We start from the raw sequence: 23,547 nt of genomic DNA on the forward strand, positions 1-23,547 counted from the left end.
AAATAAATCAATTAAGATTCTTGTTCTTCTTCGGTATTCTCTTTTGCAGTTTCTCCTAAAACATAGCGAGAGAAACGGGCAATCGTAATGTTTTCACCCATTTTAGCAATTGATTCTTGCAACAAGTCATTGATAGTCACATCAGGATTCTTAACAAAGCTTTGCTCTAAAAGACAGGTTTCAGCAAAAAATTTGTCCATACGACCAGAGATGATTTTTTCAATAAACTGTTCTGGTTTGCCAGACTCTTTGGCTTGCGTGGTCAGAACTTCTTTTTCACGTTCAATAAGCTCTGCAGGAACTTCTTCACGTTTAACATGTAAAGGCGCTGCAGCAGCAATGTGCATGGCCACGTCTCTACATAAAACTTGAAAGTCTTCGTTTCTAGCAACAAAGTCTGTTTCACAGTTAACTTCAACCATAACACCAATTTTACCTTCACCATGAATGTATGATGTTATATTGCCTTCTTTAGCAATACGACTCGCTTTTTTAGCAGCCTTTGCTAGACCTTTTTTACGTAAAAAATCAACCGCTTTATCAATTGAACCATTGGATTCAGTTAAAGCAGTTTTACAGTCAGCAATACCAGCACCGGTCATTTCTCTAAGATTTTTGATTTGTTCCATGTTTAGGGCCATAGTTTTATTCTCCATCTTTCTTAGTTGCTTTTTTAGCAGTAGTTTTTTTAGTTGTTTTTTTAGCAGCAGCCTTTTTAGCAGGTTCTTTTTTATCTTCTGTTGAAGCTGCCTTTGCACTTACTTTTGCAGGAGCGACTTCTTTTTTAGAGCTTGCTTTAGAGGTATCTTCTTTGGCGGTAGCCTTGACTTCTTTTTTGTCAACAGCATCAGCTTTTACCTCTTTTGCGGGCTTAACCGCGGCCTTGCTTGACGTTTCAACAGACTTTTCCTTTTTAGCTGTTGATGATTGAATGTTTTTCTCAAGGTTTTTACCACCTTCTAGACATGCGTTGGCAGCGTCTTCTAGAAAGATACGAATTGATTTTAATGCATCATCGTTAGAAGGTACAACATAGTCAATCCCCACTGGATCACAGTTGGTATCAGTAATGGCTATGACCGGAATATTGAGATTATTGGCTTCTTTAATGGCGATGTGTTCTTTTTTTGGGTCAACAACAAACATCAAGCCAGGGATTTTTTTCATTTCGCGAATACCGCTTAAGCTTTTCTCAAGCTTTTGATATTCCTTGTCTAAGTCAACATGCTCTTTTTTGGTTAACAGTTCACCTGCTTTGGAGGACTTAATTTCTTGAATTTCGTCCATACGTTTAATTCTGGTTTTGATGGTTTCAAAGTTAGTGAGCATGCCTCCTAACCATCTACGATTAACAAAGTATTGGCCAGCTCGTGTCGCTTCTTCTTGAATGATTTCTTGTGCCTGAGGTTTTGTACCTACAAAAATAACATCTTTACCTGTAGCAACAGTATCTAAGATTGCTTTACGCGCATGTTTCCATTGTGCAGCTGTTTTTTCTAAATTGATAATATAAATGCCATTGCGTGCTCCAAAAATATACTCTTTCATTTTTGGGTTCCAACGACGGGTTTGGTGGCCATAATGCGCACCTGCCTCTAAGAGGGCTTTAATGGATAAAGACATATCACTTCCTTTGTTTTAGGTTAATCCTCCACCATTTTAATAATATGTTTTTTTTACATATTTGACCGTAAAACCTTCTTTAAAAAGGCACCTAAGGCCTGAGCATTATCTTACTCAACAATGACTCGCAAATGGTGTGTGTCATTAATAATGTGCGGACATATATTGAAAGAGTGACGCTTTGTCAAGTGCCAACCTTAGATTTGAGAGAAATGGCTAATTTTAATTGTGAACATTTGATCGGTATTCTTACTTGAGACTTCACCAATAGCAGTTTGAACTGAATGTATGCGAACGTGCTTACTTTTTGCAAAAAAGTTGCTGATCAATGCGGCTTCCAATGCTCTTAGACCGTGCTGTGAATCATAGGTTTTTTCGAGCCAGCGTTTAATGGACTGTGGCTTATTTTGATAGCTAACATCAACAGCAAAGTTCTGTTGAGAAGGGAGTGTATCAATAATTTGATTGAGAACGTTTATACCGGATGAAGATAAGCTAGGTTTTGAACCGGAAAACAATTGTTGACGAGTTAAATTGATCCCAACAAAATCATCTTTTAGCATCAGCATTCTATTGGGCAAGGTTTTAACCAATTCATCATAGATTTTGAGGTAGATTTGTTTACTGGCTTGCTTTTTCTTTTGCTCGTCCAAACTTAGATTTTTTTGATTGAATTGATTTTCTGTTAGCTGTTGATTTTTAAGCACCAATTGTTGGTTTAAGGTTGAAAGGTCTTGGTTGCGCAACTCAAGGTCAGAGACTTCTTGTCTTAAGCGATTATTTTCTTGTTGGAGTTGCTCTGCATTTTTAGCGCGCTCTTGGTAGTCAGCAATGCTGGCATCATGTTGGCTTTTGAGCATGCAGGAAGAAAGCGAGGCACTAATTAAAGCAAGAAACAAAAAATATTTCATAAGCTAAGCCTGCCGTAAACTTTGATAATAATCAATGAAAAATGGCTTCTCCATTCAATAAAGTGTGTTACACTTAAATTTATGTCAGATTTTTTTTCTGAAGCCACGGCCAGCTTTTTAGGACCCATCAAAGACTTTTTAGAAGACCCTGATATTGCTGAGATTATGGTCAATGGGCCAGAGCAAATTTTTATTGAACAGCATGGAAAAGTGATTAAAACTAAGGCACAGTTTAAGGATGTAGATGAATTGATGGCGGCTATTCGTAGAATAGGTCAGATGGTGGGTAAAATCATCAATGATCAGAACCCCATCATGGATGCCCGGCTAGAAGATGGTTCGCGTGTGCATGTTGTTCTGGCACCCAGTGCCAGAACCGGACCCTATTTGACCATTAGAAAGTTTCAGGAAGAAAAAATGAGCTTGCGTCAGTTGGTGGAAAACGGGGCTTTAAATGTCAATATGGCAAAATTTTTAAACTTGGTTGTGCAAATGGCCAAGAACATTGTGGTGTCCGGTGGAACCTCATCCGGTAAAACAACCTTGCTTAATGTAGTGTCGTCTTTAATTCCACCGCAAGATAGGATTGTTGTTATTGAGGACGCTTCAGAGCTGCAGCTTAGGCAGGAGCATGTTGTGTCTTTGGAGACAAAAGCAGCAGACAGTCAAGGAGAAGGTGCCGTGAGTATGCGGGATTTGGTTAAAGCATCGTTGCGCATGCGGCCGGATAGGATTGTTGTTGGAGAGGTTAGAGGCCCAGAAGGGATGGATTTGATTCAGGCCATGAATACTGGGCATGGTGGTTCCATGGCAACCATTCATGCCAATTCACCCTGGGGGGCAGTTGGTCGTTTGGAAACCCTGGCCATGATGTCTGATGTAAAAATGCCCATGCCGGCAATACGTGGACAGATTTGTTCGGCCCTGGATATTATTATACAGACCAGTCGCTTGCAGGATGGACAAAGGAAAATTGTTAGTATTACGGAAGTTCTAGGCATGGATGCCAATGGCAATGCCCAACTGGCAGAAATTTTTAGTTTAAAAGCAAAAAACAAAAACAAATCAGCAAAACAACAAAAATCAGCCACAGTTGAATACACTCATGTTGCCAGTGGTGCTTTACCTAGTTTTTATGATCGAGCAATTGAGCTGGGTTATGATATTGATAAAAAAATGTTTTCCTAAAAAAAATAAATTAACACAGAATCAAACGATAAACCTTTAAGACTGAAGCACAATCAAGCCTTGAGTTTATCCGGCAATGTGATAGAGTTTCCTGGCTTTCTTTGGGGCGATGGTAACGAGTTGGCACAGAAGTTAAACTTTATTTTTTAGGAAAACATTTATTATGAAAGTGATACAACGTACCTTACGATGGACAACAAAAAGCTTAGCATTTTTACTTAGCGGACTTTTGCTGATGAATTGTTTGAATGAAAACCCAGCAAGATTTGGCTTTTTGAGTCGTACGGGTGTTTCTGAGGCGGACCTAAGCGATGAAGTAGAAAACCCAGATGGTAGTGTTACTATTGTGGACACCTGGCAAAATCTGCAAAGTATTGCTAAAAAAGCTACGATTCTAATTAGTGTTGATGCTTCTGGATCATTGAATGATGAAATTACCTTCTTAGCGGATAAGGGTATTAAGGCTTTGGTTGAACGTTTTGCCAGTGAGTTTGAAACTTATTTTGCAGTTACCGGTGGGTTTACCAATCATGAGCCCTACTCAGGATACAATAACGGCACTCAAACCATCAACAACAGTGTCACTTTATCCAATGGCATGGTGGTTAATGATCCAGCGGGTAAAATATGGCCCCCCAATAATTTGGATCAAGCCTGTGTTTCAGTCAATGATTATAGCTCCACTCAAGAAGTGGTCAATGCGGTTAAAGCAAATTTTGCTTTGAGACCGGCCAATGATAGTTTTACACAAAAAGTAGGTGCAGGTGAGGCCATGGTAAATTCCGTCAAAACTTTATTTACCACGCCATCTTTAATCAACCCAATTGTTAATGGGGGGAAATGTTTTGCCAATGATCATACGATTATTGTGGTCAGTATGTCAGATGAAACCGACTATACGCTATGTCCTAAAGACTTCAGCTTAGCACAAAATAACAATGACCCTGCTGCAATCAGCAATCCTAACACAAGATATACCTGGGAATATTGGAGTTTAGATGAAGTGACCAGCAGCTTCAATTTTGATGCGGACTGTGGTTCGGATACCTCTCGTGAATATGCTGGCGATACTGTGGGAGCCATGTTGTTTTCAACGTATAATAGTACGAATGATATCTGGGAAATGAACGATACCATTGACTCCGTAGAGGCAGATTTAAGAAATTATGCTGGAACATTGCCTTTTTTCTGGGCAACGGTGGGATATGATCAGTCGGGTTACGCCCAATCAACTTATGAATCACCTGCTTATGCAGAGTTAGCTTTATCGGAGCGGTTTTCTGACAGCGGCGCCTATCATATACCTATGGAGTATGCGACAGACTTTAATGAGACTGCATTCTCTTCTGCATTCAACAACTTAGCAGAGCAGTTGAAAGCAGATGCTTCTTATCTTAATATTTTTGATACACAGGCTAGGTGTCCAGGGACAACGGAAGTAAGAATAGATGGGCAAGTTTTGGACCCTTCTCAATATATAGAGTTATCATTGACTAGAGTATCCATTAAATCACCTTACAATCAGGGTACGGAAGTTAAAATTGAATATCAACTGGATACAGGTTCAGGAGACTGTTAGGACATTCTGAGACAAGGTTTTAGCAAAACTTAGAGGCTTTTTGTCTTAGTCTTGCGTGTCCATGTATCTTGTTTGTTGCTGGACTAAGTTGTTTTTAATCGAGGGCTTAATTACATATATACTATGGGTTAGCTTTGCAAATAGGCTTAAAAGGCTGTATTTTAGTTAAATGGCTCACTCCAAGCTGTATGTGGCATGTTAATCATTCAGGGTAGAGCTAGACCTTTTTATCAATTTTTTCTTAAAAAGTTTTTCATAAAGCTTTATTAAAACAGCTTAAAAGTTGCGCAAAAAGCTGCGACATTTCAAAATAGTGCTTTATTTTTGCTCAATAACGGTGTAAAATTAAAGTCACTTCTAGTAATTTCATAGGTTTAGGGGTTGGCTTGTTTTTTGCTGAATGTTAGGTAAACAACCAAAGTGCTGTTTTTTTGCCCAAATGCGGCACAAGTAGTTCAAATTATATAAGATGAAGTTGAAATATATTTTATTTTATTGAGGAGAATCATAGATGAGTATTAAGAAACGAATAGGAATGCTGGCCTTGGCAATAATACTGAGTACCAGTTTGTACAATTGTGAGATTTTGAATGAAAATCCATCACCTTTTGGTCTTTTGACTAGGAGTGGAATTGTTGAGGCGGACCTTACGGACACAGAAGACCTGGGTAATGGCCAAACACAAATCACAGATACTTGGACCAATACTCAAATAGATCAAAGTTCAGCAGTGATTGCCTTCGTGTTAGATGGCTCTGGTTCATTTGATGAGGAAAGGGAAACGTTGGTATCAGAAGGTATCCCCAAGGTTGTTGAGTACTTTGATAGTCAAGATACAGATGTTTGTTTTATGGTTTTAGGGGGATACGTTGATGATCAAAATAACCCTAACTTTGTTATTCCGGCAAACCAATCTCGGGTTCAATTGGCCAATGGTTTGATTTTAGATAACCCTGCTGGGGTTCCTGTTTCATCGGATAACAGTATGGATAATAAATGTGTATGTACCAATGAGTATACGTCAGTTACAGCACTTAAAAACCAAGTCAAAGCCAATGCTGAGCAATTGGGGACTCAGGTTACCGGTAATGGTGAAGCCTTAATTGAATCAGCCGCAGCACTTTTAGCGAAACCTGAAATTTTAAGCCCGTTAATGAATGCTGGAGAATGTATGCAGCCGGAGCAGCAAATTTACTTTGTTTTAGCTGGAGATGAAACATCGCCGGTGATGGGACCTAAAGACATTCCACAAGATATTAACAATGATGGTCATAATGAATTGTTTACCAGTGATGATCCGCTATACTCTGGCTTTAATGTCCATACCGAAGCCTCAGGGGACACACGTGCAGCAATGACCTATGCAGATTGGAACTCTGTTAATAACAAATGGAATGTTACCAGAACCTTTGACCAGCATGAAAACTTCTTTAGAAACTTCTTTGGTGCATTACCAGGTGGTTTTATATCTGTAGGCTTTAAGGATGAAGTGGCAAGGCAAGGTGAAAGTGGCCATACCACAGTGGCATTTGCAGAAATGGAAATGGTTCAGCGATTTCATTCAAATCTTGAAGAGTTTCAAGTACCGATTGAACATTTGTTAAATAATAATATTCCAGAATTTGTTAATGAATTTGATGCATTGGCACAAAGCCTAAGCACAGTTGCCCAGTATCAGCAAACCTTTGATACGCAAGCCAGATGCACGGGCAGTTTGCAAGTGAGTGGTGATGGGCAAGTCATTGATCCAGGCAATATTGTTGAGGTTAGCAATACTCGTTTTACCATCATGTCTCCCTTTAACCAGGTGACTAATGTACAAGCTGTTTATATTTTAGACGAGGGTAACTGCGTATAAGTCAAGTTCTAAAATATAGATTATTGAATCTCCCATAAAAGCCAGACCAAAGTCTGGCTTTTTTAATATTTAGATCATAGTAGGCTCATTTTTATATAGGGTATTTCCTTTGTTTGCTGAGTTTGTAACTTGAGTTATTGATTGAGACATTGTAGAACTATCAACCATGTACAGAAACAATGCCTTTGTTCAATTTTTAAACCGATATTTTTCTTGGTTGAGTATCCCTTATTTACCCATTATTTTGGCGGCACTCCCAGTTTTAGGCTTGATTTTGGAGTCTATGGGGTATCCCCAACACTACTATATGTTTGATCCAAGCTTGATTAAAATGGGTGAGTACTGGCGTTTATTGGCTTTACCCTCAAGCATGCAAAGTTTACTTTGGTTAATCTTTTATGTTCTGTATGTTTATTATATTGTTGATGCTTTAGAAAGTGCTTGGGGTGAAAACACCTTAAGTTTATTTGTGGTGATGAGTTACCTTGCTGGGGTTTTCGCTGGCTTTATATTTAATCAATACATTCCTATTTGGTACTATGTTACTCTCAATGTGTCTTTGGCTTTTGGAACACTGTTTCCCGACATTGAGTTTTATTTGTATTTTATTTTGCGTGTTAAAGCAAAGTGGTTGGCTATTTTGGCTGGAGTATTTTTACTGTGGCAAATGATCACCGGCTCTACAACGACCAAACTCATCTTATTGATAGTTATTTTACCCTATATTTTATTTTTGGGTAGTGACTTGATCAAACATCAGTGGCAGGCCTTTTTACAAAGACAGCGGCAGAAAAAATTTTTTGATGATCAAGCTTAATGAATAACAGATAGCTACGCATTTTTTGCGGTTTCAGAAAAAAATGTAAAAAGCTAACTATCCAAATGCTTGAAATTACTTAAAAATCTGGGTATTTTTTTAGGCACAAAACATGCTTAATATACAGTGTATGTTGAGTAAATTATTTAGATTCATTGGGTTTGTACTAGTATTACAGACACAGGGACTGTTTGCAGCACATATTTCCTATTTTAATGTTTCTCCAGAGTTGGCAATAGCCAAGGTTTCTTTTCCAGATCAACAATATTGGGCGCAAAAACTGCCAGTTCGGGGTTGGTTGGAAGATTTTGTCATTATTGAGTGGAATCAAGACTCACAACGCGTGTGTAAATCTTTAAACCTTAACGTTAAAAGCTTTTCAGGTATGGGAAGGTTTTGGTTAATCAGTCATTTACATGAGCATGATACAGATTATCTACGCAATCATTTTGAAATAATAGCACAAGCCAGTGATAGTTTATTGTTAAAAGCGAGCAAAGAGCAGGCCTTTACTTTAGTGGATAAGGGGTATCACATTGAAGAGTTAAATCAAGACCTTGAAATGCCCATTGTCAGTGATGCATTGTTCAATACCCAGGTCATGACCAACGATCTCCAAATTGAATCGATGGTAGCACAAGTGGATGTGAATGCTATTGACCAGACAGTAGAAGACCTGGTCAACTTTGGTACCAGAAAGGCCAATACTCAAGGCGGACTTGATGCTCAAGAATGGGTAAGGGGACAGTTTTCGGCTCTAGGGATCAGCGATGTTTCTTTACATCCTGTGAATAATCAACCGACACATCATGATAATGTGATTGCTGTGTATCCAGGAGTCAGTGAGCCAGATCAGATCATTGTGCTTGGTGGTCACTATGACTCAATATTGAATGGTTTTGGCGGGAATACCTTTGCTCCAGGGGCTGATGATAATGCTTCAGGCACAGCGGGTGTTTTAGAAGCAGCAAGAATTTTGTCACAGTATGACTTTGAAAAAACCATTGTTTTTGCAGCATTTGCATCAGAAGAATATGGCTTGTTGGGCAGCAAATCTTATGCCGGACATCTCAGTGATGAAAATGAAAATGTGATTGCCATGATCAACTTGGATATGATTGGTCACCTGCAAGCAGGAGATGCCTTTGACTTAGATATTGTCAAAAATGCCGGTAGCCAGACTTTATATAACTTAGCTAAAACCACCATAGAATCCTATGTTCCAAACTTGCCAGTGGTAGAGGGTTCTTTGCCTCCCGGGGCAAGTAGTGATCATAAATCTTTTTGGAATGAAGGTTACCCCGCGGTTTTCTTTTTTGAAGACAGCAATGCTCATTCTAACTTTATTCACTCAACCGGAGATACCATTGGTCAATCTTATAATAACTCTAACTTGGCCAAGGCCATCACACAAGCGACTGTAGCGACCGTAGCAACCATTGCTGTGCCTTATCAAAATAACACACCTACTCCAACGCCCACACCCAATCCAACAACAACACCCTCACCAGAAGATAACCCTACTTATAATGATACCCCAGGTATACAATCAAATTTAGCTATGGCTAACTGCCAACAACAAAGCACGAGTCAAGGCTTGACTTTGTTACTGATGCTGTGCGCATTGACCGTATTTAACGTTTTTCAAACAAAAAGATCTTAATGATGGATTTTTTTGTTCTGTAAAAATGTTTAGGTAAACAGAGTGTTTTTTATTCTACGTTTCAATACTTAATGCTCTTGAGATACATGTTTTTATCATGTGGTTTAAACCTATTCTTTTAGTATCACTTTTTTAGGGACAATATTTTTTTTTAATGCCTTAGAACTTCACAATAAACTTGGGATGATTTATTGTGGTAAACATGCCAAAAAATAATGAAGTTAAAATAAAAGACTTGTACCAAGCGTGTGATGAAAAAAAACTGGGATTTAAAACTACAGAAGATTTAAAAGATTTAAAAGAGTTTTTAGGACAAAAACGTGCCATTGAAGCGCTCGGTTTTGGTGTGGGGATTCAACGTAAAGGCTTTAACCTTTTTGTTCTGGGCAATGCTGGAACGGGTAGACATTCAGTTGTGAACCGTTACCTGGATAAAGTTTGCAAAGAGCAAGAAACACCCATGGATTGTTGTTATGTTCATAACTTTGATGAGCCAGACCAACCTAAGGCTTTACTGCTTCCACCAGGCTTGGGTAAAAAATTACAAGCGGACATGAATCAAGTGATCAGAGATCTTAAGGTAGGAATCCCAGCTGCTTTTGATGATGAGGCTTACAGACGTAGAAAAATAGATATAGAAGAAATTTTCCGTAAAAAGCGAAGAGATAAATTTAAAGTTTTAGAAGACGATAGTGAAAAGCAAGGCATAGCTTTAATGGAAACACAAACTGGTTTTGTGTTTGCACCTAAAAAAGATAATAAAGTGCTTTCTGCTGAAGAGTTTGAGTCTTTACCCAAAACCCAAAGAAATAAATATGAAAAAGCCATTGAAAAATTACAAAAAAGACTAAAAGAGCTTTTACAAGATTTGCCTAAAGCCAGAAAAGAAATAAGACAAGAGTTAAAAAAATTAAATCAAGATACAGCAGAGTTGGCTGTAGGGTATTTGTTTGAGGATTTAGCAAAAAAATACAAAGAATTTGAACAGGTCACACAATATTTAAAAGACGTCAAAGAAAATATTGTAGAAAATATTGATGACTTTTTGCATAAAGATGTTGAAGCGGGTGAAGAACAGGCTGCCGCTGAAGAAGAAAAACTTTCTTTTAGAATCTATGATGTCAATGTGATTGTGGATCACAGCAAGACCAAGGGTGCGCCGGTAGTTTATGAAAGTCATCCAACCTACCCCAATTTGGTTGGACGGATAGAATTAAAGCCGCAAATGGGAAGCTTTATTACTGATTTTCATTACATTAAAGCAGGCGCCTTGCATAAGGCCAATGGCGGTTATTTGGTTTTAGATGCCCACAAAATTTTGATGCAGCCGCTGGGGTGGGAAAGTTTAAAACGAATTTTACGAACCAAAGAAATTCGCATTGAGTCCCTAAATCAGGTCTATCACATGGCAACAACCGTGACTTTACAACCAGAGACCATTCCCTTATCCATTAAAGTTATTCTTATTGGGGATCGGCAAATGTATTACATGCTCAGTCAGTTAGACCCAGAGTTTAATGAACTGTTTAAAGTGGCGGTTGATTTTGAAGATCAAATTCCAGCCAATACGACCAATATAAGACAGTACAGTCGTTTGCTGGCTACCATGGCACGCAAAGAAAAAATGTTGCCACTTACATCGTGTGCAGTGGCACGGGTGATAGAACAAAGTCATCGCTTGATTGATGATCATCGTAAATTATCAGCCAATATTTTACATGTAGCAGATATTTTAAGAGAAGCAGACTATTGGGCCCGTAAAGATAAAAAGAAAATTATAGACAAAGAAGAGATTCAGCAAGCCATTGATACACAAATTCATAGAGTAGCAAGAATACGGGATAGAATGCAGGAAAGCATTATGGAAGGCACCAAGCTGATTGATACCAAAGGAGCCAAGATTGGTCAGATCAATGGCTTGTCGGTGATGAGTATAGGTCATTTTGCTTTTGGTCAACCCACCAAAATTTCTGTAACCAGCACCATGGGTAAAGGACGGGTTGTTGATATTGAACGTGAAGCAGAGTTGGGTGGTTCTATTCATACCAAAGGCGTCATTATTATTTCACAGTTATTGGCATTTCGTTACAGTCCAGATATGCCCTTGTCCTTGTCTGCCAGCATTGCCTTTGAACAATCTTATGGCATGATTGATGGAGATAGTGCATCAACAGCCGAGTTGTGTGCCTTGATTTCTTCATTGTCAGAAGTTCCCATTAAACAAACTTTTGCGGTTACCGGCTCTATCAATCAAAATGGTGATGTCCAAGCCATTGGTGGTGTGAATGAAAAAATAGAAGGCTTCTTTGATATCTGCCATCAACGTGGGCTTAATGGTGAGCATGCTGTTATCATTCCTGAGTCTAATGTTAAAAACTTAATGTTAAGAAAAGATGTGGTGGACGCCATCAAAAACAAACAGTTTACGATATATGCTGTTAAGCATTTAGATGAAGCCATTGAATTGTTGACCGGTGAAAAGGCTGGAAAAATTAAAAAGGATAAAACCTTCCCAGAGGGTACCGTAAACGAAAAAGTAAGACAGAAGCTGATGGCCTATGCCCAAAAACGTTTTAGTTTAGATAAAGCAAGTGTTCTTGAAAACTAACACACTTAAAAAAATGACAGCAATGAATCAAGGTTAAACATTGTTTTTGCTGTTGAACTATCTTAGACGTCGTGGCTTTTGCTGATACATTCCTTTTCGTTGCTTTTTGTAAGATTCCGGTAAGGGCATCAGCTTACTGTTAATGGTTTTATTTTTACCATTGCGTAAGATATTAAACTTGATGCTGCTATTGACAGGGGTTTCAGAAAGAAGTTTGCTTAAATGTCCGGCGTTTTTTAAGGTTTTGCCATTGTATTTTACAATCACATCTCCAGGTTTAAACCCAGCTTTTGCAGCAGGACCATCTTCAAATAATGCCCTTACAATCACACCTGAAGATTTATCCAGTTTTAAAGCTTTTGCAATATCTGCTGTAATGTCTTGATAGTGAAGTCCTAACCAACCACGCTCAACTTTACCCCGTTTTATGAGTTGATCCATAACATATTTAGCCATATTAATTGGGATAGCAAAGCCTATACCTTGGTAACCGCCACTTTTGGAGTAAATGGCAGTGTTGATACCTATGAGCTCACCTTTAAGGTTAAGCAAAGCACCACCAGAGTTTCCAGGATTAATGGCAGCATCAGTTTGAATAAAGTCTTCATAGTCAACAATGCCTACATTGGCTCTACCCTTGGCACTCACAATTCCCATAGTGACGGTTCCACCTAAACCAAAAGGACTCCCTATTGCCAAAACAGTTTCTGCTAAACGTAAATTATCTGAATTGCCCAAAGGCAAAGGTTTAAATGTTGTGGGCAGTTTTATTTTGATCAAGGCAAGGTCAGTGTGTGGGTCGGTCCCGACTACACTGGCTGTATGTTCGGATTGATCAGTCAGGCGTACAGTGATTTCATCAGCATTGGCTACCACATGGTTGTTGGTTAAAATATGACCTTCAGCACTAACAATAACACCAGAGCCCAAACTTTGTTGTCTGCGTTCTTGAGGAACTCCAAAAGGGTTTTGGCCGCGACCAAAGAAGTGTTCAAAAAAAGGATCATTAAAAAAGGGTGATCGATTTCGATAACGAACTATTTTTGTAGAGGCAATATTAACAATACTGTTAACACTATTTTCTGCAATTTCAGAAAATAGGTTGGGTTTGGTTGCAATGTACTGTGATAACAAAGGGTTTATTTGAGTTTGTTGAGGTACAGGTTCCCCTAAGGCTTGATCACTGGTTTTTGAGTGAAGGTAAGTTTGATGAGCAAAAAGGGTGATGATAATAGTTGAGATAATCAATAGAACGTTTTTCATATTTGTACTCCTACATAGACAAAAACCAATATGTCTTGCTTGATTGAGACGACTATAATAAACAGCCCTCTGAGGATGTCAACCAAGCCTTTTTAAATAAAAACGTATTATGAACGCAGATCAATATTTTTATGACAAAGAATCGCTTACTGTTGCAAACACAGTGGAAGTTTTGCTGGGTGGAGAAGAAATCTTTCCCAAGCTATTTGAACTGCTTAAAAATGCAAGGCAAAGTGTTTGTTTACAGATTTATGAATTTCATGATGATGATGTGGGTCACCAAGTTGCCCAAGAGCTTATTGCCGCGGCAAAAAGAGGCTGCGATGTTAAAGTGATTTATGATTATTGGGGGTCAATTTTAAGTCGAAAAAGCTTTTTTAATAAAATGGAGAATGCGGGTATAGACGTAAAATGTTACCACTCTTTTTTATCCAAAGATGTGGGAAAAAAGTTTTTTAAACGCAACCACCGTAAAACTTTAGTTGTTGATGGCTCTCACGCGATGTTGGGGGGATTTAATATTGGCGATGCCTACGTAAAGTCATGGCAAGATCAGGGTATTCATGACTTTAGTTTGATCATGCATGGTGAAGTATGTAAGCAAGTTTATCATTATTTTGATCAAGTTTGGAAAACTAAAACTTTTACTTCAAAATTTAAACATTGGGTCAGTAAAAAAAAGTACAAAAAAAATGGTTTGTTCAAAAGTAAAAAACTTGTAAAGGTTTTAGGCAATCATCATATTTATCAGCGTTGGCGTATACGTAGAGATTTTTTACATGCCTTTAAACAAGCTAAAAAAAGTATTTGGATTATTAACCCTTATTTTATTCCAGATAAGGCCATTATAAAAAATTTAATTAAAGCGGTTGATAGAGGCGTTGCTGTAAAAATTATTGTACCTGAAAGAAGTGATGTTAGGTTTGTTGATTATGCTTCAAAAGTTGTTTTGTATCGGTTGATAGAGAAAGGTGTAGAGGTTTATCATTGGCCAGGCTTTTCTCACGGCAAGGCCATATGTGTAGACCAACTATGGTTATCTTTAGGAAGCTATAATTTTGATTACAGAAGCCTTTTACACAATTTAGAGTTGGTTGCACATACCGTTGATGAAGAGTGTGTGAAGAAGTTTGTTACCTTCTATCAAAATGCAATTGATCAACATTGCAAACAACAAAGTGATGCAATATGGAAAAATTTATCACTGATTGAAAAATTTTTCAGCATTGTGTTTTACCGTTTTAGGGCATTTTTATAAGCCAAAACTAAGATCTAAGCTGCCATCAGTATTTAGACGAGTAAAGTAGTTAACTTTTTCATGGTTGTAATGCGTAAACATGCCACCTACAATCACCTTACCATTGGATTGTTGAGCTAGAGAATAGACAATAATTCGACCATCGGTTGTTTCAGGGAAGTCAGAAGGGTTGCCTGAAGAGTCAAAGTCTTCTGCTGGGCTATGAAATCCTAAATTATTGTGTGAGAAAAAGTTAGGGTCTAAATTTCCGTTAATATCCATCTTAGCAATCCCATCAACCTCTATACCATAAAGTTCTGTTCCCCCTGCAATCCAAAGACTCTGCTCATTACTGTCATACATGAGGTCATACAGTGCATAAATTTGTCCATCATAAGACCGTTTAAAACTCTCATTAAAAGAGCCATCGTTTTTGATTAAACCAATGCCATCCATCAATGTCTGATTGTAGATGTAAGTAGCGTCTTCGTACCATGTGACCGCACCTGCAGCAGCAATGTTTTTGCATCCTGGGTTGCCTTCAAATCCAATTGGATTAGAAGCGCTACAAGGGAGTTCTTCAATGGCAAAAACAGGGTTGATCAGTGAAGACCTATATGTAGAATGTCCAGGTGTATCTCCATTAAAAAATGAGGTGTCTAATCCACCATCTGGATTAAGTTTGGTTAAATTGCTTAAGGCAACAGTATTATAGTGAGTGCCGCCGTGGCCTACTAAAATACTATCATCATCTTGAACGCGAATAGCCATAACAGCGCCATCAAAGCCAACTTGACCACTGTTAAAGCTGCTATCAATACTTCCATCTGAGTGTAATCGTGCTAAGCCACCTTGGCTGTAGCCATCGTAGTTTGAAAATCGCCCACCCACTAAAATTTTGCTGCCTTGCAAGGCAACTTTTATAAAATAGCTATCGGTGTTCGGGGTATTATGAAAATTTTGGTCTAAAGTACAGTCTGGCTTAAGCTTAGCGATGCGTCTTGCTGGCTGATTGCCATAGCTCATGAATAAGCCAACAACAATCATGCTTTGATCGGGAAGTAAGGCAACATCCATCACAGTATTATCAAACTTAGAGTATTGACAGCTTTCATCCAATGATCCATCAGCATTAAGGCGTAAGAAACGACCAACGTCTAAAGGGCCATATTCAGTAAAGCTACCACCGACAATGATTTTATCATCACTTCTAACTGAAACATGTTTAACTTGCTGATTGAAGTGGTACGTTCGATTGACTGTCGACTGTTCACTACTGTCTAAGGAGGCGTTGATTTTTCCACCACAGGAAGTGAGTAAAAAAGATGTTAGCGCTATAATGCTAGGTGTGCTTAAAAAATACTGTTTTATATTCATGCTCTTTTAGTGAGCAATTTTTAGGCCACCTCAGTTAAATTGTAAGCTACTGATATTTAAATGTTTATTGTGAGTCGTTTAAAATTTAAGCATGCAAAAAAATCATATTATGCAAATATTGCGTAGTTTAGGCAATAAGTTGAAGAATAAATGTCCAATGTTTTGGGCTTACCGGCTGCACCGATAAACGCTGGCCTTTTTGTAAAAGAGGCATATCTGCGAGCTCAGCGTGCTTTTTGAGCTCATCTAATCCTATGGCTTGTTTGAGTTCCCGTTCAAGTTGAATGTCCACACAAAACCATCTTGGCTTTTCAGGGCTGGCTTTAGGGTCATAATATTTACTTTTTTCATCAAATTGGCTGGGGTCAGGATGGGACTCTTTAACCACCTTGGCTATAGCTACAATACTGGGCGGTTTAATCCTTGAATGATAAAAGAAGACTTTGTCACCGAGTTTCATTTCATCACGCATGATGTTCCGGGCTTGGTAGTTTCTAACGCCATCCCATAATGTTGTTTGCTTAGGAGCATTTTTAAGATCTTCAAGAGAAAAAGCATCGGGCTCGGTTTTCATCAGCCAATAGTTCATAATCCAACTCATTAACGAATTTTAAAGTGATGGTCAAAAGCTGTGTAAAGTATCGTCATAATTTATGGATGATACTTGTTTATTCACCTTGATTAAAAGTCGCGATTCCCTCAGTACCCATAATTTGGCCAGTGGAGGTATCGATGTATATGCCCCGCATAAGACGCATAACCTCAGGGGCATAAGATGGATCATAAATTTCAGCAATAAAATCATCCTCACCATCTTCGTGAACATAGTCGCCATCCAAGTCTGCAAAAGCCCATAATGCATTGGTAGAGGCACTACCATTGTGTTGCGCCGAAGCATTTTTACCTTCATTTTGCAATTGGTTGGCCAAGTTGCCGTCAGTCAAATTTGCATAACCAAAATACATGGGGTTTACAGTTTCTAAGCGATTGTCATTGTTTTCCGCTACGTCAAAACCAAACAAAGCTGGATTGGTTTTATAGTTTCTATACCAACATTTCCCATCGCCATGAATTCTAACAGACGCTACTAAACTATGTTTATCAAAAGAAATTTTACTTTTAATGCCATTTTTAGGAGGAATATAGTAAGGGTCATCATCGTGTATAATAGCTGAAATAAAAGAACCAAACAGCGTAATTTTTTGGCAGCTGTGTTGTTGTCCTCCGTTATATCCAACAATTTCCCATTGTGATCCGTAAATCAATGCTCCATCGTACATCTTTCTGAGCATTACATAGGCTTCACTGGTTTTTGATTTTAAAATATATTTTTTATATGCGGGAATGGCAACGCTAGCAATTAAACCAATAATAGCAATCGCTATGACCAACTCTAAAAGTGTAAAACCAATACGTAAACGTGTTTTTTTGATCATAGAATTAAACAAAGATTATCATAGCTTGGGTAAAATAAAAACGAAATCCTATTTTTAAAGAATTCAGTACCTAAAATTATGAGTTAAACTCAGCAAAACAGAGTGATGAAGAGATCGTAACATTTAAATTTGATAAAGGTTTTTTGTCTTGTAATCAAAAGCTACAAGGGTTATTTTGACGAACCATGAAGACAGAGTCTCAACCCATATTAAGAATCAAAAATCTGAATAAAACCTATGAGGGAGGTTTTAGGGCATTAAAAAATGTTAATCTGGAGTTAAAGCAAGGTGAAATATTGGCTTTATTGGGCCCCAATGGCGCGGGTAAAACAACCTTAATCAGTGCTATTTGCAGTTTAATCAATGTGAGCTCAGGACAAATTACAGTCAATGGTTTGGATATTGTTGAGGACTATAGAAAAGTTAGGCAATTGATAGGTTTGGTCCCGCAAGAAATTACCAGAGACTTGTTTGAAAAAGTAATGGATACCGTGAGTTTTTCAAGAGGTGTATTTGGTTTAAAGCCCAATGATGCTTATATCCAAAAAATTTTAGAAGACTTATCTTTGTGGGATAAACACAATGAAAAGCTTGGGGCTCTTTCCGGGGGAATGAAGCGTCGAGTAATGATTGCTAAAGCTTTAGCGCATGAGCCAAAAATATTATTTTTAGATGAACCCACTGCCGGTGTTGATGTGCAGTTGCGAGAGAGCATGTGGCGTCAGGTCGATGAACTGCGTAAAAATGGCGTTAGCGTTGTTTTGACTACACATTATATTGAAGAAGCAGAGCGTATGGCAGACAGAATTGCTGTGATTAATAAGGGGGAAATTGTGGTCGTTGATGATAAATCAGCATTGATGAACGAGTTGGGTAAAAAAAGTTTAACAGTTTTTCTTAAAACAAAACTGCAAGCAATTCCAAAAGATCTTAACCAATTTGATTTAAGTTTATCTAAAGATGGATCTTCAATAACGTATACCTACGATATGAAACGAAAAAATGTAACCGACTTTTTCAGTGGTTTAGAGGCATGTAAAGTAGGGATTGAAGATATCAAGACCCATGAAACATCTTTAGAAGAAATTTTTGTTAAACTTGTGGAGAAATAATGAATATTCAAGCCATCAAAGCCATTTATAAATTTGAAATGAAAAGAATGTGGCGTACAGCCATGCAAAGCATTGCCTCACCCGTGATTTCTACCGCATTGTATTTTATAGTTTTTGGTTCAGCTATAGGTTCAAGAATGCAAGATATTGATGGTGTGAGTTATGGTTCGTTTATTGTTCCTGGGTTGGTGATGTTATCGGTACTGACCCAAAGCATATCCAATGCATCATTTGGAATTTACTTTCCACGTTTTACCGGGACCATTTATGAAATATTATCTGCACCTGTTTCTTATGTTGAAATCATTATTGGTTATGTTGGCGCAGCTGCAACAAAATCATTGATTATTGGGAGCATTATATTGTTAACATCTGTTTTTTTTGTAGATCTTTACATTAAACATCCACTGATTATGATTTTATTTCTGTGCTTAACTTGTGTCACTTTTAGTATGTTGGGTTTTATTTTAGGATTATGGGCCGATGGGTTTGAAAAACTTAATATTATTCCTGTTTTAATCATTACACCATTAACTTTTTTGGGAGGGAGTTTTTACTCCATTAAGATGCTGCCAGAATTTTGGCAAAAAATATCCATGCTCAACCCCGTGGTGTATTTGATCAATGGTTTTCGTTGGAGTTTCTATGAAAATTCAGACTTTAGCGTTTGGCTAAGTCTAAAAGCGATAGCTGTAATGCTTGTAATCTGTATTTTAGTAATTCGCTGGATTTTTAAAACAGGCTATCGTTTAAAAAGTTAAACTTTATTTAATTTACGCTTTGGTCAAAAACTTGATCAAAACCATTGGTAATTTTTAAATTTTTTGTCCATAAGCTTTCTAAAGCTAAATGGGTTTTAACTCTTTCAATATGAGTGTTGGCAACATCCTGTTCTCTGAGATTAACCAATAAAAAATTACTATCACCGTTTTCCCATCTAACTCGCTCAGCCAAGGCTAGCTTTTCAGCAATAGCGACCTCTTTATTAATGATATTCAGTTGCTCCAAAGCAATATTTTTTGAAACAATCAATTGATCATATTCATTGTAAAGTTTGGTTTTTTCAACAGTATAATTATGATTGAGTTCTCTTAGTTTACTTTTTGCTTGTAAGTACTTTGTATTGTTTCGTCTGTTTTGTAATGGAAAAGAAAATAAAGATGAAACATCAAGTTCTTCAGGTGCAAGAGTTTGCGAACCATCACCCAGATCACGACTATACTTTGCTTTAATTTTTAAGTCAGGCAAGCGCTTGACTTTTAAAAACTGTAAATTTTGATCAATGATTTTTTGTTTAAATTCTATCATGCTGAGTTTTGGAAAACGGTTAAGTATTGTCTCAGAAGCCTTAGGAAAAGTAAGTAAGGATGGATCAATGTTTTTTGGTTTTAATTTGGAGCTATCCACTGTATCTACAGCGGTACCATTTTTATTTCTTAGAAAAAAAGATAAGTAAATCGCTGAATTATCCATCAATTGTTGCGCTAATAAAAGTTTTCGTTCCCTTTCAAAAATATAGCGTTGGTTCTCCTCAAGATAAATTTTTGCGATATCTCCCGCCTTATTTTTTTTGACCAAAGCATCTTGCCTGTTTTTAGCTAAGTTCAAAAGGTTCTGATAAATTTTGTATGTTTGTGCATAGGCTTTCCATTTAAAAAAAGCTTTTGCTGCCATTTCTTGAAAAATAATTTTATTGAGTTGCAATTGTTGATTTTGAATTTTATTTTTATATTGCGCCTCAATGAGCGCAAGACGTCTTGGGTCTTTGATAAAAGATTGTAAAATAGACCACTCTATACCAAAGCTCATCTCACCATCACTGAGGGTTTCTAGGTTGCCTTCGTAACCTGGAAAGTCGCCTGTGCTTTTTCTAAACTTGCCGTATATATCAACACCGGACCAAGGAAGACTTTGCTCAATATAAGTAGAAAAATAGCTGCCATCATAAAAACCTGTTGCCGCATAATTGTTTTCAAAATTTAACTTGGTATCAAATAAGCTTTTGGCAATTTGAATATCTTGTTCACTTTGTTTTAACTTTTCCATTTGTTCTAGCATGGCGGGGTGAAATTGACTTGCAGAATGAAGCACTTGCTCTAAACTAATTTCAGATGCTTGCGCATAAATACTTAATAAATAAAAGCCTATAAGCCACAATGGTTTTTTTTGTTTATTCATTTTTTCTTTTCAAATTTACCACTGGTGAGATCTTTATCAACTGCTAAAGGAAAGCCATTAAAAATTCGCCAAATTTCGTATCCCAGTTTAACTTCATCAAGCGTAATCCAAGCATGAGCTCGTGTTCCTTGTCTTAAAAAACGTTCATCTGGCCATGGCAACTCTTCTGGATCAGGTATTATTGTTACCCTAAACTTACCATTTTTTTCTTGTGAAGAGTCCGTTGACCAGACAATACCAGCAAAAGTTCCTACAGCAAGCGCCGGCCAGCCAGTTGATTGAACTGCAGGCCAACCTTCAAACTGAATTCTTACTTTTCTACCAGGATAGACCAATGGGAAATCATTGCCATCAACAAAAATTTCAACCGCTTGCTTTTCTGACTTTGGAAGGAAGCGTGCAACTTTATCGCCTTTTTTGATGTTCAGGTTGTTGGCTCCGGGGATAACGTAGAGAATTGTTCCATCAGAGGGTGCTCTTACAATTCTGAGCTCTTGACGTGATAGGGAGACTTCAGTTTTTGCTAGTTCTGCCTCATCCTGAGCTAACTGAGACTGTAGCTTTTTATAATTAATTTTTGCATACTCAAAGTCTTTTTGTGAGGCAAGACCTTCTTTATAAAGTTTTTCTTGTCGCAAGTAATTCTTTTTTGCTGTCTCTGAAGCAATTTTTGAGACTTCCATTTTTTTACGTTTAGCAGTGGTTTCTTTTCTCAAGCGATTAATTAATTGAGGATCGTTATCAATAATTTCAACAATGGGGTCGCCTTTTTTAACAATACTTCCATCTTGGACATACCATTTGGAAACGATACCATCGACAAAGCTTTCTAAATTTTGAATTCTACTGTTTGGATCTAAGGCAATTACATGACCATCACCGGCAGTGGTTTGAATCCAAGGAACAAAAAACAACATCAAAATAAAAATTGAAAATAAGCTGATGACACTAATACTAATAACTGAGGCAAATTTAGGTGATTGAATATATGATTTTGTTTTAAAAACATTAGAATGTGTTGTTGTAGGTTTAAAATTGACATTCATTGTTTTATTTCCCACTTAAGTTGAACTTTTTGGTTATAGATTTTTGGGTTATTGAGTTGTTTTCCAAAATGAAGCAGTGTCCATTCGTGGTGATCTTGACTAACATAGTGTAAGACTTTGTCTTGACGTTCTTGGGAAAGCAGTTCAAAAGATTCATTTAAAATTAAAACTTTGGGTTTAAGCAATATAGCGCGTGCAATATCTAAGCGAGGCAGTTGGCTTTTCCATAAAGGTGAACCATTGGGTAGCATGGTGGTGTTAAGCTGTTTATCTAATAGGCTGATGCTTTCTTCAAGTTCAAGCATTTCCAAAATGGCATAAATATCTTGGTCTTTAATGTCAGGTAAACCTAGCGTTAAATTTTCTTTGATACTTCCTTCAATAAAATTAGGATAGCCGCAGTCGTATATATTTAAACGTAAATCTTGGATGGGTATATTATTAGACTTTATATTATTGATGAATAAATGTCCTGAACCGGCAGAGTTTTGTCCAAACAAATGGTCGATGACAATTTCTTTACAAGAGCTTTCATTAACTTGAAAATGTACTTTACTCTTAAAGGGGATATCCATAGATAGCTTAAAAAACTTATTCCGACTTGAAACATAGATATCTTTAATATGAATATCCATCTTTTCAAATGACTTTGCTTTCATGTTTGAATCTTCAATTTCAAAAGCAAAAAGATGTGATATTTTTTCTGAAGCGGCAATCAGATCATAGAACATTTCTAAATATTTAGATGACTTGGCTAAGCTTATAAGAATGCTGGTGACAATAATTTCTGCCGCAACCAACTGACCTAAAGACAATTGGTTTTGATTAACAAGGTATCCACCTAAGCCCAAAAGTAATGAGCTACAGACAGCAAATAAGGTAGAAAGCATAATAATCTGACCAAGAAGGTAGTTAAAGTGTTTCTTTCTTTTTTCAACATATCCGGCAATGTATGTTTCTGATTGTTTTTGTGAAATACTTCGAATTTGAGAGGCAGCTAAAAGCTCATAAGCAAAACCCGATTGTTCGAGCCAACTGATGAATTTGTATTTTGCTTTAGATTCTTCAACGGCAGTTTTTATAGCTTTTTGTCCAAATAAAAACCAGACGCAAAACAAGTAAAAAATCAAGAAAGCATCAAAGGCTAAAAATAGGGGGTGGTAAAAACCGATAAAGACTAGACCAACAAAAAGTTGCAGTAAAAGTGCAAAGCCATCAGTCATCAAAATAGAAATGTTTTTCTGCAAACTAAAAACATCAAAAAAACGATTGATCAATTCAGGAACATTTTTATTCCGAAAAAGTTTGGCTTTGGCCAGATAGATCCGATTGGTTACTTCTGAGCCAAGTTGAGCAAAAACTTTTCTATGAAATAAGTCAATAAGCCATGCTTGGGTAACCTGAAAAAAGGCTGAGCTGATTAAAACAATAAACAATAGTAAGCTTACGATAATTATGGGCTGGCTCAATGAGGTGAAACTTACGCTATTGACCAAAGCTTGAACAGAAAGCGGAATAGCCAAACTTAAAACTGAAACAATAACTCCAAAAAACAGAATATTTAAAACAAAGCCCCTGCTAGACTGTAAAATAAATGTAAACAATTGACCTAAAATTTGAAATGGACTTGGCTTCATAAACTTTTCTTGCA

At 37.3% G+C, this 23,547-nt stretch carries 19 protein-coding genes; 9 read left to right on the plus strand and 10 right to left on the minus strand.

The annotated features are described in order from the left end of the window. Positions 1 to 11 precede the first annotated feature (11 nt). From tsf to MRY82_03440, 3 genes are all read right to left on the minus strand, one after another. Positions 12 to 641, minus strand: a complete 630-nt coding sequence (gene tsf, locus MRY82_03430) for a translation elongation factor Ts (GenBank protein MCI5071983.1) — start codon at positions 639 to 641, stop codon at positions 12 to 14. Positions 642 to 645: 4 nt separating this feature from the next. Continuing rightward, complete coding sequence (gene rpsB / locus MRY82_03435; GenBank protein ID MCI5071984.1) at positions 646 to 1,623, minus strand: 30S ribosomal protein S2; 978 nt, start codon at positions 1,621 to 1,623, stop codon at positions 646 to 648. A gap of 197 nt (positions 1,624 to 1,820) precedes the next feature. Further along, a complete protein-coding gene (locus MRY82_03440; GenBank protein MCI5071985.1) occupies positions 1,821 to 2,534 on the minus strand; it encodes a hypothetical protein in 714 nt (237 codons plus the stop codon). A gap of 81 nt (positions 2,535 to 2,615) precedes the next feature. Between MRY82_03440 and MRY82_03445 the strand changes: the two genes are divergently transcribed. The 6 genes from MRY82_03445 to MRY82_03470 all read left to right on the plus strand — a co-directional run bounded on the left by MRY82_03445 (position 2,616) and on the right by MRY82_03470 (position 12,247). Further along, on the plus strand, positions 2,616 to 3,722 hold the full coding sequence (locus tag MRY82_03445) for a CpaF family protein (GenBank protein ID MCI5071986.1): 1,107 nt from the start codon (positions 2,616 to 2,618) through the stop codon (positions 3,720 to 3,722). Between the two features lie 163 nt (positions 3,723 to 3,885). Continuing rightward, the gene (locus MRY82_03450) at positions 3,886 to 5,301 is read left to right on the plus strand and encodes a hypothetical protein (GenBank protein ID MCI5071987.1); all 1,416 of its coding nucleotides are present in this window, start codon (positions 3,886 to 3,888) and stop codon (positions 5,299 to 5,301) included. A 511-nt stretch (positions 5,302 to 5,812) separates the two neighbouring features. Continuing rightward, the gene (locus MRY82_03455) at positions 5,813 to 7,159 is read left to right on the plus strand and encodes a hypothetical protein (protein MCI5071988.1); all 1,347 of its coding nucleotides are present in this window, start codon (positions 5,813 to 5,815) and stop codon (positions 7,157 to 7,159) included. Positions 7,160 to 7,325: 166 nt separating this feature from the next. Beyond that, entirely contained in the window at positions 7,326 to 7,976 is a 651-nt protein-coding gene (locus tag MRY82_03460) for a hypothetical protein (GenBank protein ID MCI5071989.1), read from the plus strand. Positions 7,977 to 8,088: 112 nt separating this feature from the next. After that, on the plus strand, positions 8,089 to 9,639 hold the full coding sequence (locus tag MRY82_03465) for a M20/M25/M40 family metallo-hydrolase (protein ID MCI5071990.1): 1,551 nt from the start codon (positions 8,089 to 8,091) through the stop codon (positions 9,637 to 9,639). A gap of 202 nt (positions 9,640 to 9,841) precedes the next feature. After that, positions 9,842 to 12,247 (plus strand): AAA family ATPase, encoded by a 2,406-nt coding sequence (locus MRY82_03470; protein MCI5071991.1) that lies wholly within the window; start codon positions 9,842 to 9,844, stop codon positions 12,245 to 12,247. Positions 12,248 to 12,304: 57 nt separating this feature from the next. Here MRY82_03470 and MRY82_03475 read toward each other — a convergent pair whose 3' ends face one another. Beyond that, the gene (locus MRY82_03475; protein MCI5071992.1) at positions 12,305 to 13,510 is read right to left on the minus strand and encodes a Do family serine endopeptidase; all 1,206 of its coding nucleotides are present in this window, start codon (positions 13,508 to 13,510) and stop codon (positions 12,305 to 12,307) included. Positions 13,511 to 13,619: 109 nt separating this feature from the next. On the opposite strand from MRY82_03475, the gene MRY82_03480 reads away from it, so the two are divergent. Next, positions 13,620 to 14,768 carry a phospholipase D-like domain-containing protein gene (locus MRY82_03480; protein MCI5071993.1) on the plus strand — a complete coding sequence of 383 codons (1,149 nt, stop codon included), beginning with the start codon at positions 13,620 to 13,622 and terminating at the stop codon, positions 14,766 to 14,768. Here the strand turns inward: MRY82_03480 and MRY82_03485 are convergent. From MRY82_03485 to MRY82_03495, 3 genes are all read right to left on the minus strand, one after another. Next, on the minus strand, positions 14,763 to 16,124 hold the full coding sequence (locus MRY82_03485) for a delta-60 repeat domain-containing protein (GenBank protein ID MCI5071994.1): 1,362 nt from the start codon (positions 16,122 to 16,124) through the stop codon (positions 14,763 to 14,765). The genes MRY82_03480 and MRY82_03485 overlap by 6 nt on opposite strands. A gap of 127 nt (positions 16,125 to 16,251) precedes the next feature. Next, positions 16,252 to 16,713, minus strand: coding sequence for an EVE domain-containing protein (locus MRY82_03490; protein ID MCI5071995.1), 462 nt, complete (start codon positions 16,711 to 16,713; stop codon positions 16,252 to 16,254). A gap of 79 nt (positions 16,714 to 16,792) precedes the next feature. Beyond that, the gene (locus MRY82_03495) at positions 16,793 to 17,560 is read right to left on the minus strand and encodes a prepilin-type N-terminal cleavage/methylation domain-containing protein (protein ID MCI5071996.1); all 768 of its coding nucleotides are present in this window, start codon (positions 17,558 to 17,560) and stop codon (positions 16,793 to 16,795) included. Positions 17,561 to 17,745: 185 nt separating this feature from the next. On the opposite strand from MRY82_03495, the gene MRY82_03500 reads away from it, so the two are divergent. Both MRY82_03500 and MRY82_03505 read left to right on the plus strand, forming a co-directional pair. Beyond that, positions 17,746 to 18,672 (plus strand): ABC transporter ATP-binding protein, encoded by a 927-nt coding sequence (locus MRY82_03500; GenBank protein MCI5071997.1) that lies wholly within the window; start codon positions 17,746 to 17,748, stop codon positions 18,670 to 18,672. Beyond that, positions 18,672 to 19,433, plus strand: a complete 762-nt coding sequence (locus tag MRY82_03505; GenBank protein ID MCI5071998.1) for an ABC transporter permease — start codon at positions 18,672 to 18,674, stop codon at positions 19,431 to 19,433. The genes MRY82_03500 and MRY82_03505 overlap by 1 nt, the downstream gene beginning before the upstream one ends. A gap of 7 nt (positions 19,434 to 19,440) precedes the next feature. Here MRY82_03505 and MRY82_03510 read toward each other — a convergent pair whose 3' ends face one another. From MRY82_03510 to MRY82_03520, 3 genes are read right to left on the minus strand one after another with little or no spacing between them, the layout of a single operon-like run. Then, positions 19,441 to 20,850: a TolC family protein gene (locus MRY82_03510; protein ID MCI5071999.1), complete on the minus strand. Its 1,410-nt coding sequence runs from the start codon at positions 20,848 to 20,850 to the stop codon at positions 19,441 to 19,443. Further along, the gene (locus MRY82_03515; GenBank protein MCI5072000.1) at positions 20,847 to 21,896 is read right to left on the minus strand and encodes an HlyD family efflux transporter periplasmic adaptor subunit; all 1,050 of its coding nucleotides are present in this window, start codon (positions 21,894 to 21,896) and stop codon (positions 20,847 to 20,849) included. The genes MRY82_03510 and MRY82_03515 overlap by 4 nt, the downstream gene beginning before the upstream one ends. Beyond that, complete coding sequence (locus MRY82_03520; protein MCI5072001.1) at positions 21,893 to 23,533, minus strand: ABC transporter transmembrane domain-containing protein; 1,641 nt, start codon at positions 23,531 to 23,533, stop codon at positions 21,893 to 21,895. The genes MRY82_03515 and MRY82_03520 overlap by 4 nt, the downstream gene beginning before the upstream one ends. Positions 23,534 to 23,547: the final 14 nt, after the last annotated feature.

The organism is bacterium (assembly GCA_022763185.1).
GTDB lineage: Bacteria > Bdellovibrionota_G > JALEGL01 > JALEGL01 > JALEGL01 > JALEGL01.

Bases quoted from the DNA above. Each gene is read 5' to 3' on its own strand.
- tsf (MCI5071983.1), bottom strand. From the start codon at position 641: ATGGCCCTAAACATGGAACAAATCAAAAATCTTAGAGAAATGACCGGT.
- rpsB (MCI5071984.1), bottom strand. From the start codon at position 1,623: ATGTCTTTATCCATTAAAGCCCTCTTAGAGGCAGGTGCGCATTATGGC.
- MRY82_03440 (MCI5071985.1), bottom strand. From the start codon at position 2,534: ATGAAATATTTTTTGTTTCTTGCTTTAATTAGTGCCTCGCTTTCTTCC.
- MRY82_03445 (MCI5071986.1), top strand. From the start codon at position 2,616: ATGTCAGATTTTTTTTCTGAAGCCACGGCCAGCTTTTTAGGACCCATC.
- MRY82_03450 (MCI5071987.1), top strand. From the start codon at position 3,886: ATGAAAGTGATACAACGTACCTTACGATGGACAACAAAAAGCTTAGCA.
- MRY82_03455 (MCI5071988.1), top strand. From the start codon at position 5,813: ATGAGTATTAAGAAACGAATAGGAATGCTGGCCTTGGCAATAATACTG.
- MRY82_03460 (MCI5071989.1), top strand. From the start codon at position 7,326: ATGTACAGAAACAATGCCTTTGTTCAATTTTTAAACCGATATTTTTCT.
- MRY82_03465 (MCI5071990.1), top strand. From the start codon at position 8,089: ATGCTTAATATACAGTGTATGTTGAGTAAATTATTTAGATTCATTGGG.
- MRY82_03470 (MCI5071991.1), top strand. From the start codon at position 9,842: ATGCCAAAAAATAATGAAGTTAAAATAAAAGACTTGTACCAAGCGTGT.
- MRY82_03475 (MCI5071992.1), bottom strand. From the start codon at position 13,510: ATGAAAAACGTTCTATTGATTATCTCAACTATTATCATCACCCTTTTT.
- MRY82_03480 (MCI5071993.1), top strand. From the start codon at position 13,620: ATGAACGCAGATCAATATTTTTATGACAAAGAATCGCTTACTGTTGCA.
- MRY82_03485 (MCI5071994.1), bottom strand. From the start codon at position 16,124: ATGAATATAAAACAGTATTTTTTAAGCACACCTAGCATTATAGCGCTA.
- MRY82_03490 (MCI5071995.1), bottom strand. From the start codon at position 16,713: ATGAACTATTGGCTGATGAAAACCGAGCCCGATGCTTTTTCTCTTGAA.
- MRY82_03495 (MCI5071996.1), bottom strand. From the start codon at position 17,560: ATGATCAAAAAAACACGTTTACGTATTGGTTTTACACTTTTAGAGTTG.
- MRY82_03500 (MCI5071997.1), top strand. From the start codon at position 17,746: ATGAAGACAGAGTCTCAACCCATATTAAGAATCAAAAATCTGAATAAA.
- MRY82_03505 (MCI5071998.1), top strand. From the start codon at position 18,672: ATGAATATTCAAGCCATCAAAGCCATTTATAAATTTGAAATGAAAAGA.
- MRY82_03510 (MCI5071999.1), bottom strand. From the start codon at position 20,850: ATGAATAAACAAAAAAAACCATTGTGGCTTATAGGCTTTTATTTATTA.
- MRY82_03515 (MCI5072000.1), bottom strand. From the start codon at position 21,896: ATGAATGTCAATTTTAAACCTACAACAACACATTCTAATGTTTTTAAA.
- MRY82_03520 (MCI5072001.1), bottom strand. From the start codon at position 23,533: ATGAAGCCAAGTCCATTTCAAATTTTAGGTCAATTGTTTACATTTATT.